This is a genomic window from Streptomyces sp. TLI_185 (assembly GCF_003814765.1).
In the GTDB taxonomy this organism is placed as follows: Bacteria; Actinomycetota; Actinomycetes; order Streptomycetales; family Streptomycetaceae; genus Streptomyces.
Genome location: NZ_RKRB01000001.1, coordinates 8,006,846 through 8,019,376, shown reverse-complemented (window position 1 = coordinate 8,019,376; position 12,531 = coordinate 8,006,846). Strand labels below are relative to the sequence as shown.

The window sequence follows — 12,531 nt, the reverse complement described above, 5'->3', positions numbered from 1 at the left end:
GTGAGGAGTACGACCATGGCGAACCCGACCACCCGGAGCCGCACGATGAGCGCGGCCGCCCGTGCGGCGGCCAAGCGCGCCAAGCGGGTGGAGTACCTGAAGCGGCCCGAGCCGCCGGCCCCGGACAGCTGGGACGACCCGCCGGTGCCCTCGCCGGAGCCTCCGGAACAGGACCCGGACACCTTGGCGGAGCCGGAGGGGAGCGCACCTCCGCCCCGGCCGGGGCGGAGGCTGCTCACTGCGGTACTCGGCGCCCTGCTGGTGGCGGCTCTGGTCGCCGCCTCGTTGCTCGGCCGGCAGTACGCGCAGGACCGGCAGGCGGAGAGCGCACGGTCGCAGGCGCTCGCGGCCGCGAAGCAGGCGGCGCCGGTCGTGCTGTCGTACGACTACCGGCATCTGGACCGGGACTTCGCCCGGGCCCGCACGCTGCTGACCGGGCACTTCAAGGACCAGTACGGGAAGACCACGAGGACGGTGGTCGGGCCGACGGCGAAGAAGTACCACGGGGTGGTGAAGGCGACCGTCCCCGCGGCCTCCGTCGCCTCGGGGTCGTCGGACAGGGTCACCGTCCTGCTCTTCGTCAACCAGGTCACCCAGAGCACCCAGGTCTCGGGCTCCCGGCTGGATCTGAACCGCGTGCGGATGACGATGAGCCGTACCTCCGAGGGCTGGAAGGTGAGCGCCGTCGACGCCCTGTGATCAGCCGCTTCACCGTGCCCCCGCGCATTCCGCGCGGGGGCACTTTTTTGTCCGCGCTTCGGCGGACGGTCTTGACAGTCCTCCCCACCCACAGGCAGTCTTCCATTAAGCAGAAACCAACTTCCGCTATACGGAATAGCCGAAGCAGCCACAGTCGCCACGGAAGGGAGCGCCGACCCCCATGGGATTCGCAGAGCAGCGCTTCAACGTCAACCTGTCGATCCTCTTCACGGAACTCCCGCTCCTGGAGCGCCCCGCGGCCGCCGCGGCCGCGGGCTTCACGGCGGTCGAGCTGTGGTGGCCCTGGGTCGACTCCCCCACCCCCGAGCAGTCCGAGCTCGACGCCCTGAAGAAGGCGATCGAGGACGCGGGCGTCCAGCTCACGGGCCTGAACTTCTACGCCGGGCAGCTCCCCGGCCCCGACCGCGGCGCCCTGTCGATCCCGGGCGAGGAGTCGGAGAAGTTCCGCGCCAACATCGAGGTGGCGGCGGACTTCGCCCACTCGCTCGGCACCAAGGCACTCAACGCGCTGTACGGCAACCGCGTCGAGGGCGTGGACCCGGCAGAGCAGGACGCGCTGGCCCTGGAGAACCTGGTCCTCGCGGCCCGTGCCGCCGACCGCATCGGCGCGATCCTGCTGATCGAGACGCTCAACCAGCCCGAGTCGCCGCGGTACCCGCTCGTGTCGGCCCCGGCCGGCATCGGCATCGTCGACAAGGTCAACGATGCGACGGGCCTCGGCAACGCGAAGTTCCTCATGGACCTCTACCACCTGTCCATGAACGGCGAGGACCTCCCTTCGGTGATCGAGCAGTACGCCGCCAGGACGGGGCATGTGCAGATCGCCGACAACCCCGGCCGCGGGGCGCCGGGAACGGGCTCGCTGCCGCTGGAGGAGCTCCTCGACCAGCTGAAGAAGTCCGGTTACGAGGGGTGGGTCGGGCTGGAGTACAAGCCGGGCGACCGGCCCAGTGCGGAGGCCTTCGGCTGGCTGCCGGTGGAGTACCGCGCCGCTCGCTGACGGGGCCGTCGACTGGGGGCTGCGCCCCCAGACCCCCGCTTATCGGCCTGAACGGCCTCGTCCTCAAACGCCGGACGGGCTGGATTTCGCCGACCGGCGCCAAGAAGTGCCGCCGTCCGGCCTCAATTCACAGACGTAGCACCGCAGTTCAGAGAGGTACCCCCATCATGAGCACCCTCCCCAAGATCGCCTGGATCGGCCTCGGCATCATGGGCTCCCCCATGTCCGAGAACCTGATCAAGGCGGGTTACGACGTCACCGGCTTCACCCTGGAGCAGGACAAGCTGGACCGCCTGGCGGCCGCCGGCGGTACCGCGGCCGGTTCGATCGCCGAGGCCGTGCGGGACGTCGACGTGATCATCACGATGGTGCCCGCGTCGCCGCAGGTCGAGGCGATCGCGTACGGCCCCGACGGCATCCTCGAGAACGCGCGCTCCGGCGCGCTGCTGATCGACATGTCGTCCATCACGCCGCAGACCTCCGTCGACCTGGCGAAGGCCGGCAAGGACAAGGGCATCCGGGTGCTGGACGCGCCGGTGTCCGGCGGTGAGGCCGGGGCCATCGAGGCCGTACTGTCGATCATGGTCGGTGGCGAGCAGGCCGACTTCGACCTGGCGAAGCCGATCCTCGAGGCGCTCGGCAAGACCATCGTGCTGTGCGGTCCGCACGGCTCCGGCCAGACCGTGAAGGCCGCCAACCAACTGATCGTCGCAGTGAACATCCAGGCGTGCGCCGAGGCCGTGGTCTTCCTGGAGAAGTCCGGCGTGGACCTCAAGGCCGCGCTGGACGTCCTCAACGGCGGCCTGGCGGGTTCGACCGTGCTGACGCGGAAGAAGGACAACTTCCTCGCCCGCGACTTCAAGCCGGGCTTCCGCATCGACCTGCACCACAAGGACATGGGCATCGTCACCGACGCCGCCCGCAATGTGGGCGCCGCCCTGCCGGTCGGTGCCGTGGTCGCCCAGCTGGTCGCCAGCCTGCGCGCGCAGGGCGACGGCGGCCTGGACCACTCGGCCCTGCTGCGGGCCGTGGAGCGCCTCTCCGGCGCTCAGCTCTGAGACTTCCGGGTCGCGGCGCCGCTGACATCTGTCCTGTCGCGCCCAGGCGGCGCCGCGGCCCGGAATCAACTTCAACAAACTGTTGACGTTCAGTTTCTCCCACTTCTAGGCTCCACCAAGCGGAAGATGTTTTCCGCTGCCACCCGCACGGAAGTGCTACCGCACGGAAGGTCCACGATGTCGAAGCGCGTGCTCACGACCGAGTCCGGCGCCCCGGTCGCCGACAACCAGAATTCCGCCTCCGCCGGCATCGGCGGACCGCTCCTCCTCCAGGACCAGCACCTCCTGGAGAAGCTGGCGCGCTTCAACCGCGAGCGCATCCCGGAGCGCGTGGTGCACGCCCGCGGCTCGGGCGCGTACGGCTACTTCGAGGTGACGGACGACGTCACCGGGTTCACGTACGCCGACTTCCTTAGCACGGTCGGCAAGCGCACCGAGGTCTTCCTGCGCTTCTCGACGGTGGCCGACTCGCTGGGCGGTGCGGACGCGGTCCGCGACCCGCGCGGTTTCGCGGTCAAGTTCTATACCGAAGAGGGCAATTACGACCTCGTCGGGAACAACACCCCGGTGTTCTTCATCAAGGACCCGATCAAGTTCCCGGACTTCATCCACTCCCAGAAGCGCGACCCGTTCACCGGCCGCCAGGAGCCGGACAACGTCTGGGACTTCTGGGCGCACGCCCCCGAGGCCACGCACCAGGTGACCTGGCTGATGGGCGACCGCGGCATCCCGGCCTCGTACCGCCACATGAACGGCTACGGCTCGCACACCTACCAGTGGACGAACGCCGACGGCGAGGCCTTCTTCGTCAAGTACCACTTCAAGACCAACCAGGGCGTCCGCTCCCTGTCCTCCGAGCAGGCCGCCGAGATCGCGGGCAAGGACCCGAACTCGCACCAGACGGACCTGCTGCAGGCCATCGAGCGCGGGGTGAACCCGTCCTGGACGCTGTACGTGCAGGTCATGCCGGCGGCCGAGGCGGCGGACTACCGCTTCAACCCCTTCGACCTCACCAAGGTGTGGCCGCACAAGGACTACCCGCTGCAGCGCGTGGGCCGCCTGGTCCTCGACCGCAACCCGGACAACGTCTTCGCCGAGGTCGAGCAGGCCGCGTTCTCCCCGAACAACTTCGTGCCGGGCATCGGCCCCTCGCCCGACAAGATGCTCCAGGGCCGCCTGTTCGCCTACGCGGACGCCCACCGCTACCGCCTGGGCGTCAACCACACCCTGCTCGCGGTGAACGCGCCGAAGGCGACGACCGCGCAGAACTACGGCCGCGACGGCTTCATGGCTACCAACTCCCAGGGCCGCGGGGCGAAGAACTACGAGCCGAACTCCTACGACGGCCCGGTGGAGACCGGCCGCCCCTTGTCGGCCCCGCTGGCGCTGACCGGTCACACCGGCACCCACGAGGCCCCGCTGCACACCAAGGACGACGACTTCTTCCAGGCGGGCGAGCTGTACCGCCTGATGTCCGCGGACGAGAAGTCCCGTCTGATCGCCAACATCGCCGGCGGCCTCTCCCAGGTCTCCCGCGACGACGTGATCGAGAAGAACCTGGCCCACTTCCACGCCGCCGACCCGGAGTACGGCCGGCGCGTGGAGGAGGCGGTCCGCGCCCTGCGCGAGGACTGACCCACAGGCGGCCCGCGACCGCCGGACGGCCCGGATGAGGGGTGGCCGGCGGCGGTGGCGGGCGAGGCAAGGACCGCGGCGGCGTGCGAGCCAGTGCGGTGGTGAAGGTCCCGGGCACTGCTTCTTCGACCTGAGGGAAGCAGCGCCGCGGTTCCGTCGCACCCGCCGCGGTCCCAGCCACCTTCCCCCCAACCCAACGACTCCGTCCGGCGGCGCGAACGTCCTGTCGCGCCCAGCCTCGCACCGCCGGACGGCCACAACCGAAGACCTCACCGGCCGAGCGGCGCCGGATGCGGACGGTCCCGCATCCGGCGCCTTTCGGCGTTCGTGGGGGTGCGGATCGGCGCGGCCCGCAGGACGCTGAAGGCATGGCACATCCAACGGAGCATCCGCACATCGTGGTGCACTCGCCGGCCCTGGACGGCTCCCGGCGAGTGACGGAGGGCGACGAGACGCTGGGGATCGCCACCCACGTCGACGACGTCAGCGAGATCCTGCGCCTGGCCGACCTGTACGTCACGGACGTCGAGGAGAGCGACCTCATCGAGTGGCAGGGCGGCGGCCCGGACGACTGGCCGGGGCTGTCGGAACACCACGAGGGGCCGTGAACACGTACGTACATCCGGGAACGTAGGACGTCTACGCAAACCTCAAATCCAGCTCTGAACATGGTTCAAGAGGCTTCAGCCGCCCCCACCCGAGGGCATATTCACGTCACATGGGGCCCGTCGGCACGGGGGCGGCGGGCCCCATGACGGGGGAAACGGGGGATCGCACGGGGGAAACGGGGGACGGCTCCTGGGAGCCGGGCACGCGAAAGGGGCGGCCCAACCGGCAGGTTGGACCGCCCCTTCGCTGTCGGCCGGGTCAGACCTTCAGCGTCCTGATCGACGTCGGGGCGTGCCCCGGCTCCGTCGCGAGCTCCTCGAACTCGACGATGTTGCTGATGTCGTTGGTGGTCGACATGGCGATGTTGGTGACGCGCTCCAGGATCGCCTCGACGACGACCGGCACCTGGAACTCGGCGGCGAGCTTCTTGGCCTGCTCCAGGGCCGCACCCAGCTCGTTCGGGTCGGTCACCCGGATCGCCTTGCAGCCCAGGCCCTCGGCGACCTTGACGTGGTCGACGCCGTAGACGCCGAGCTCGGGCGAGTTGATGTTCTCGAACTCCAGCTTGACCTGGAAGTCGATGTCGAACGCCCGCTGCGCCTGCCGGATCAGGCCCAGGTAGGAGTTGTTCACGAGGACGTGGACGTACGGGATCCTGTGCTGCGCGCCGACCGCCAGTTCCTCGATCATGAACTGGAAGTCGTAGTCGCCGGACAGGGCGACGACCTGTGCCTCCGGGTCCGCCTTCGCGACACCGAGCGCGGCCGGGATGGTCCAGCCGAGGGGCCCCGCCTGGCCGCAGTTGATCCAGTGGCGCGGCTTGAAGACGTGCAGCATCTGGGCGCCCGCGATCTGGGACAGGCCGATCGTCGAGACATAGCGGGTCTCGGGTCCGAAGGCCTTGTTCATCTCCTCGTAGACGCGCTGCGGCTTGATCGGGATGTCGTCGAAGTGCGTACGGCGCTGGAGAGTTGCCTTCCTCTCCTGTGCCGAGGCCGCCCACGCGGAGCGGTCGGGCAGCCTGCCGGCCGCCTTAAGCTCCCTTGCCACCTCGACGAAGAGCTCAAGAGCCGCCTTCGCGTCGGACGCGATGCCGTAGTCCGGGGCGAAGATCTTGCCGATCTGGGTGGGCTCGATGTCGACGTGGACGAACTTGCGGCCGGCCGTGTAGACGTCCAGCTTGCCGGTGTGGCGGTTGGCCCAGCGGTTGCCGATGCCGAGGACGAAGTCGGACTCCAGGAAGGTCGCGTTGCCGTAGCGGTGCGAGGTCTGCAGGCCGACCATGCCGGCGTTCAGCTCGTGATCGTCGGGCAGGACGCCCCAGCCCATCAGAGTCGGGACGACCGGGGTGCCGGTCAACTCGGCGAACTCGACGAGGAGTTCGGCCGCGTCGGCGTTGATGACTCCGCCGCCCGCGACGATCAGCGGCCGCTCGGACTCGTTCAGCAGCCCGATCGCCTTCTCGATCTGGGCGCGGGTCGCGGCCGGCTTGTACGCCTGGAGCGGCTCGTACGTCTCCGGGTCGAACTCGATCTCGGTGAGCTGCACGTCGATCGGCAGGTCGATGAGGACCGGGCCGGGACGGCCGGAGCGCATCAGGTGGAAGGCCTGCTGGAAGACGCCGGGGACCTGTGCGGCCTCGAGCACCGTGACCGCCATTTTCGCGACCGGCTTGGCGATCGAGGCGATGTCGACGGCCTGGAAGTCCTCTTTGTGGATCACGGCGGTCGGGGCCTGGCCCGTGATGCACAGGATCGGGATGGAGTCCCCGATCGCCGAGTACAGGCCGGTGATCATGTCGGTTCCCGCGGGCCCCGAAGTGCCGATGCAGACACCGATGTTGCCCGTGTGGGTGCGGGTGTAGCCCTCGGCCATGTGCGAGGCGCCCTCGACATGGCGGGCGAGGGTGTGGTTGATGCCGCCGGAGGCCTTCAGCGCCGCGTAGAACGGGTTGATCGCCGCGCCGGGCACACCGAACGCGTTGGTGATGCCCTCGCGCTTGAGGATCTCAACTGCCGCACGGGCAGCGGTCATACGTGCCATGGAGTACTCCTGCTTCGGCTGTCGGACCAGCCCTCCCGTCGCGCCCCGCGGTGAGCTCTTCCGTAATCGACTTCCCTATCTAGTTTCCACATTGTGGAAACTATTTTCTACTATCTGGAAACAATGTAGGTGGGCGAGGGAAGGCCGTCAAGAGACGGACAAGCGGGGGCCCACTGGGGGACGATGTGGGCCATGTCAGAGAGCGTCTCGGTGCGCTGTCCGGCCTGCCGGCGCGAGCACCTCTATGCGGCGCCGTCGTATCCGTGCACCTGCGGGGCGCCCGTCGCCCCACAGCTGGACCGGCACGGGACGGCGACGGCCGTCACCCATCGGGCCTGGGCGGAGGACTGGGTCACGCTGCAGTGCGGCTCCTGCGGCCGCCTGGACCAGTGGCCGCGACCGGAGCTGGGCTGTCCGTGCGGGACGGTGCTGCGGATCGCGGTGGCCGGGCAGACCGCCACGGCGGAGGTGGGCACCGGGGCCGCACCGGCCCCGCCGAGGCGCCGCCGCCCCTTCCAGCCCGTCACCATCCGCACCGCCCGGGACGCGGTGACGGCCGCTGCCGTGTATCTGCGCTGGCTCGGCTGCCGGGACATCCGCCGGGCCGACCAGCGGCCCCCGTCCGGCATAGGAATCGCCGCCCGTGGCCTGCTGGCCCAGGTCGACCCGACCGTACGACCGGCCTCGCTGCGGGACGTGGAGTGCCTGTGGCTGACCGCCATGACGGAGTCGGCGGCCTGCGTGTACTTCTCCCTGGCCGGCTACGCCACCGACGCCCGCACCCGCGCGGACACCCTCGGCATCCCCCTGTTCGTCCTCGACCTCACGGGCACCCCGCAGCCGGTCAACGGCCTCGCCGACGAGCTGGACGCCACAGGGGTGCGGTAGTTCCGCACGGAAAAGGCGGGGGCGCCGTGGGCACCCCCGCTCGAACGACGTTCACGGCACTGCGGGTTCACTGCCTCCGCTCGCCGCGGTACCGCACCGCGAGCCGCGCCAGCGCCACCGCGCCGAGAAGCAGCCCGAAGTCCCGCAGTGCGATGTCGTAGTAGCCCGGGATGGTGAGCAGATCGACGATGATGCCCGCCAGCCATCCGGCCACCAGCCACCCGCCGAAGCGCGGGGCGAGGGCCACGACGACACCGGCCACGATCTCGATCACCCCCACCGCGTACATGGCCGCCTGGGCGCTGCCCGGAACGATGCCGTCGATCCAGGGCGCGAGGTAGCCGGGCCAGTCGACGAGCAGGTTGGCGAACTTGTCCAGCCCGAACAGGACCGGCGCCACCGTGAAACCGATGCGCAGGATCAGGAAGGCCTGGTAGCCGGGGTCGGCGAGCGTCGCATGCCGGGATGCGGCGGGCGCATGACTGGTGGTTGCGGAGGAGGCCATGACGACTCCTTCTATAGACAACATTCATTGTCTATAGAAGCGGGCGATCCCTCTTTAGTCAATGGCCGTGGGTTTTACACTGGTGTTCGTGGATGCCTCGAAGGAAGTACCCGACCCCGACGCACAGGCCGCCGACGTCTCGGCCGTCGCCGCGCTCGACGAGCCGACGCGCAGGAGGCTGTACGAGCATGTGGTGCGCCGGCCGGGCCCGGTCGGCCGGGACGAGGCGGCCGCGGCGCTGGGGCTGGCGCGGCAGACCGCGGCATTCCATCTGGACCGCCTGGCCGAGGAGTCCCTGCTCGACGTGGTCTACGAGCGGCGCAGCGGACGGACCGGACCCGGCGCGGGCCGGCCGGCCAAGCTCTACCGCCGCTCCACGCGGCAGGTCGCTGTCAGCCTGCCGGACCGGCGCTACGAACTGGCCGGACGGCTGCTCGCCCAGGCGGTCGAGGAGTCCGGCACGACGGGCGAGCCGGTGCGGGACGTACTGCACCGCAAGGCGGAGGAACTCGGCTCGCACCTGGGCGGACAGCACGACTCCGCGGGCCTCGTCGACCTGCTGGAGCGGCACGGCTTCGAACCACGGCGCGAGGACGACACGATCGTCCTGGCCAACTGCCCCTTCCACGCGCTGGCCCGGGAGCACACGGAGACGGTGTGCGGGATGAACCTCCATCTGCTGCGCGGTGTGCTGCACGGCCTGGGGGGCGAGACGGGCTACGAAGCCTGTCTCGCCCCCCAGGACGGGCGATGCTGCGTGCTGCTTCAGCCGGCCGCATGATTCCGGCTGTCTGATTCCGGCCGCCGGGCTACAGGGCGTACTTCTCCCGCAGCTCCACCTTCCGCACCTTCCCTGAGACCGTCATCGGGAAGGCCTCCAGGATCTGCAGCCGGCTCGGCACCTTGTAGTGGGCCAGCCGGCCCTCGCAGAAGGCGCGCACGTCCTCCAGGGTCGGCGGATCGGCCGGGTCGCGCGGGATGACGCAGGCGAGGACCTCCTCGCCGTAGCGCTCGTGCGGTACGCCCACGACCTGGACGTCCGCGATCTTCGGGTGGCCGTAGAGGAACTCCTCGATCTCGCGCGGGTAGATGTTCTCACCACCCCGGATGATCATGTCCTTGATGCGGCCGACGATCTCGACGTAGCCGTCCTCGCGCATCACCGCCAGGTCCCCGGTGTGCATCCAGCGGCCGGGGTCGACGGCCTCGGCGGTCTTCTCGGGCTCGTTCCAGTAGCCGAGCATCACGCTGTAGCCGCGGGTGCACAACTCGCCCGGGACACCGCGGGACTGGGTCACTCCGGTCGCCGGGTCGACGACCTTCACCTCGATGTGCGGCAGGACCCGGCCGACCGTCCCGGTGCGGTGTTCCAGGTCGTCGTCCCTGCGGGTCTGGAGGGAGACCGGGGACGTCTCCGTCATGCCGTAGCAGATGGAGACCTCCTCCATGTGCATCTCGGCGACCACCCGCTTCATCACCTCGACCGGGCACGGCGAGCCCGCCATGATGCCGGTGCGGAGGGTGGAGAGGTCGTAGCTCGCGAAGTCGGGGAGGTTCAGCTCCGCGATGAACATGGTGGGGACGCCGTACAGAGATGTGCAGCGTTCCTGCTGGACGGCCTCCAGCGTGGCCTTCGGGTCGAAGGACGGCGCCGGGATCACCATGCACGCACCGTGCGAGGTCGCCGCGAGGTTGCCCATCACCATGCCGAAACAGTGGTAGAAGGGCACGGGGATGCAGATCCGGTCCTGCTCGGTGTAGGCGATCAACTCACCCACGAAATAGCCGTTGTTGAGGATGTTGTGGTGGGAGAGGGTGGCCCCCTTGGGGAAACCCGTCGTGCCCGAGGTGTACTGGATGTTGATGGGGTCGTCGCAGGACAGCTCCTCGTACGAGGCCTCGGCCATCCCGCGGCCGAGCAGCGCCCGCCAGCTCGGGTCGCCGATGTACACGACCTCGCGCAACTCGGGGCAGCTGCCCCGCACTTGGTCGACCATCGCCCGGTAGTCGCTCGTCTTGTGGCTGAGGGAGGCGAAGAGCAGTGAGATCCCGGCCTGCTTGAGGACGTACTCGACCTCGTGGGTGCGGTAGGCCGGGTTGATGTTCACCATGATCGCGCCGATGCGGGCGGTGGCGTACTGGACGAGCACCCACTCCGGGCAGTTGACCGCCCAGATGCCCACTCGATCGCCCTTGGCGACCCCGCTCGCGACCAGCGCCCGCGCCAGTTCGTCGACGTCCGCGCCGAATCGGGCGTACGTCCAGCGCCGCCCGGACGGCACGTCGACGAGCGCCTCGCGGTCCGGCCAGGTCGCCACCGCCCGGTCCAGGTTGGCGCCGATGGTGTCCCCGAGCAGGACGGTCGGGCTCGTACCGTGCGTGTACGACAGTCCGGTCACCGGAAGTCCTCCTCGCGGTACTCGTCGGCCGAGCCCGCGGCGGTCGCCTCGCGCAGCTCGATCCGGCGGATCTTGCCGGAGACGGTCTTGGGCAGCGGCGCGAACTCCAGGCGGCGGATCCGCTTGTACGGGGCGAGGGCCTCGCGGGAGTGCTCGAACAGCACCTTCGCGGTGTCGGGGCCCGGCTGCCAGCCCTCGGCGAGGACGACGTACGCCTTGGGGACGGCGAGGCGCAGCTCGTCCGGGGCGGGAACGACGGCCGCCTCGGCCACCGCCTCGTGCTCAAGGAGTGCGCTCTCCAGCTCGAAGGGGCTGATCTTGTAGTCGGAGGCCTTGAAGACGTCGTCGGCGCGGCCGACGTAGGTGATGTAGCCGTCGGCGTCACGGGAGCCGATGTCGCCGGTGCGGTAGTAGCCGCCGGCCATCGCCTCCGCCGTACGGTCCGGGTCGCCGTGGTAGCCGGTCATCAGGCCGACGGGCCGCGCCGACAGGTCCAGGGCGATCTCACCCTCGGTGGCTCCGGGCGCGCCCGTCACCGGGTCGAGGAGTTCCACCTTGTAGCCCGGGCTGGGCCGCCCCATCGAGCCGGTCTTGAGCTCCTGCCCCGGGCTGTTGGCGACCTGCACGGCCGTCTCGGTCTGCCCGAAGCCGTCCCGGACGGTGACGCCCCAGGCGCGCCGGACCTGCTCGATGACCTCGGGGTTCAGGGGCTCGCCCGCCGCCACGACCTCGCGCGGCGGGGTGCGCAGCTGGGTCAGGTCGGCCTGGATGAGCATCCGCCACACGGTGGGCGGGGCGCAGAAGGTGGTCACCCCTGCGCGGTCCATCTCGGCCATCAGCCGGCCCGCGTCGAAGCGTGTGTAGTTGTGGATGAAGACGGTCGCCTCCGCGTTCCACGGGGCGAACAGGTTCGACCAGGCGTGCTTGGCCCAGCCGGGCGAGGAGATGTTGAGGTGTACGTCGCCGGGCCTGAGGCCGATCCAGTACAGGGTCGCCAGATGGCCGATCGGGTACGAGGTGTGGGTGTGCTCGACCAGCTTGGGCCGGGCGGTGGTGCCCGAGGTGAAGTACAGCATGAGCGGGTCGTCCGCGAGCGTGGGGCCGTCGGGGAGGAACTCGGCGCGGGCGAGGGCGTGCGCGTCCTCGTACGGCTCCCAGCCCTCCTCCGGCAGCCCACCGACGCAGACGCGGGTGTAGGCGCCGGGGACGTCGTCGAACTTGGGGGTGTCCTCGGCCCGTACGATCACGTGCTTCACGCGTCCCCGCTCGACACGGTCGCGCAGGTCGGCGGGGCCCAGCAGCGGGGTGGCCGGGATGACGACGGCGCGCAGCTTCATCGCCGCGAGGGCCGTCTCCCACAGCTCGGCCTGGTTGCCGAGCATGACGAGGATGCGGTCCTCGGCGCGGACGCCGCGCTCGCGCAGCCAGCTCGCCACCCGGTCGGAGCGGTCGGACATCTCCGCGAACGAGACCCGGACCTCGCTCCCGTCCTCCTCGACGATGTGCAGGGCGGTCCGGTCGTTGCCGTCGGCGATGACGTCGAACCAGTCGAGCGCCCAGTTGAAACGCTCGGGCCGGGGCCAGCTGAAACCCTCGTACGCCTTCGCGTAGTCCTCGCGGTGCTCCAGCAGGAAGTCCCGCGCACTGCGGAAGAGCTCCGTCGCCGTCGTCATC

11 protein-coding genes are annotated in these 12,531 nt (G+C 69.9%); 7 read left to right on the top strand and 4 right to left on the bottom strand.

Annotated elements, in window-relative coordinates; all coding sequences use genetic code 11:
• Positions 1-15 precede the first annotated feature (15 nt).
• From EDD92_RS36855 to EDD92_RS36835, 5 genes are all read left to right on the top strand, one after another.
• The gene (locus EDD92_RS36855; protein ID WP_123968315.1) at positions 16-699 is read left to right on the top strand and encodes a hypothetical protein; all 684 of its coding nucleotides are present in this window, start codon (positions 16-18) and stop codon (positions 697-699) included.
• Between the two features lie 181 nt (positions 700-880).
• Complete coding sequence (locus tag EDD92_RS36850) at positions 881-1,720, top strand: TIM barrel protein (protein WP_123968314.1); 840 nt, start codon at positions 881-883, stop codon at positions 1,718-1,720.
• 167 nt (positions 1,721-1,887) lie between these two features.
• On the top strand, positions 1,888-2,778 hold the full coding sequence (locus EDD92_RS36845) for a 2-hydroxy-3-oxopropionate reductase (protein WP_123968313.1): 891 nt from the start codon (positions 1,888-1,890) through the stop codon (positions 2,776-2,778).
• Positions 2,779-2,955: 177 nt separating this feature from the next.
• Positions 2,956-4,413, top strand: a complete 1,458-nt coding sequence (locus EDD92_RS36840; protein ID WP_123968312.1) for a catalase — start codon at positions 2,956-2,958, stop codon at positions 4,411-4,413.
• Positions 4,414-4,781: 368 nt separating this feature from the next.
• Positions 4,782-5,021 (top strand): hypothetical protein, encoded by a 240-nt coding sequence (locus EDD92_RS36835; protein WP_030940469.1) that lies wholly within the window; start codon positions 4,782-4,784, stop codon positions 5,019-5,021.
• Positions 5,022-5,280: 259 nt separating this feature from the next.
• On the opposite strand, the gene gcl is transcribed toward EDD92_RS36835, so the two are convergent.
• Positions 5,281-7,065: a glyoxylate carboligase gene (gcl, locus tag EDD92_RS36830; RefSeq protein WP_123968311.1), complete on the bottom strand. Its 1,785-nt coding sequence runs from the start codon at positions 7,063-7,065 to the stop codon at positions 5,281-5,283.
• 183 nt (positions 7,066-7,248) lie between these two features.
• On the opposite strand from gcl, the gene EDD92_RS36825 reads away from it, so the two are divergent.
• Positions 7,249-7,953 carry a hypothetical protein gene (locus EDD92_RS36825; protein ID WP_123968310.1) on the top strand — a complete coding sequence of 235 codons (705 nt, stop codon included), beginning with the start codon at positions 7,249-7,251 and terminating at the stop codon, positions 7,951-7,953.
• 67 nt (positions 7,954-8,020) lie between these two features.
• Here the strand turns inward: EDD92_RS36825 and EDD92_RS36820 are convergent, their stop codons facing one another.
• Positions 8,021-8,458, bottom strand: a complete 438-nt coding sequence (locus EDD92_RS36820; RefSeq protein WP_123968309.1) for a hypothetical protein — start codon at positions 8,456-8,458, stop codon at positions 8,021-8,023.
• Between the two features lie 82 nt (positions 8,459-8,540).
• Between EDD92_RS36820 and EDD92_RS36815 the strand changes: the two genes are divergently transcribed.
• Complete coding sequence (locus EDD92_RS36815) at positions 8,541-9,239, top strand: metalloregulator ArsR/SmtB family transcription factor (protein ID WP_123970703.1); 699 nt, start codon at positions 8,541-8,543, stop codon at positions 9,237-9,239.
• Positions 9,240-9,267: 28 nt separating this feature from the next.
• Here EDD92_RS36815 and EDD92_RS36810 read toward each other — a convergent pair whose 3' ends face one another.
• Both EDD92_RS36810 and EDD92_RS36805 read right to left on the bottom strand, forming a co-directional pair.
• Positions 9,268-10,857 (bottom strand): AMP-binding protein, encoded by a 1,590-nt coding sequence (locus EDD92_RS36810; RefSeq protein ID WP_123968308.1) that lies wholly within the window; start codon positions 10,855-10,857, stop codon positions 9,268-9,270.
• A complete protein-coding gene (locus EDD92_RS36805) occupies positions 10,854-12,530 on the bottom strand; it encodes an AMP-binding protein (RefSeq protein ID WP_123968307.1) in 1,677 nt (558 codons plus the stop codon). Before EDD92_RS36805 ends, EDD92_RS36810 begins: the two co-directional genes overlap by 4 nt.
• Between the last annotated feature and the right edge of the window lies 1 nt (position 12,531).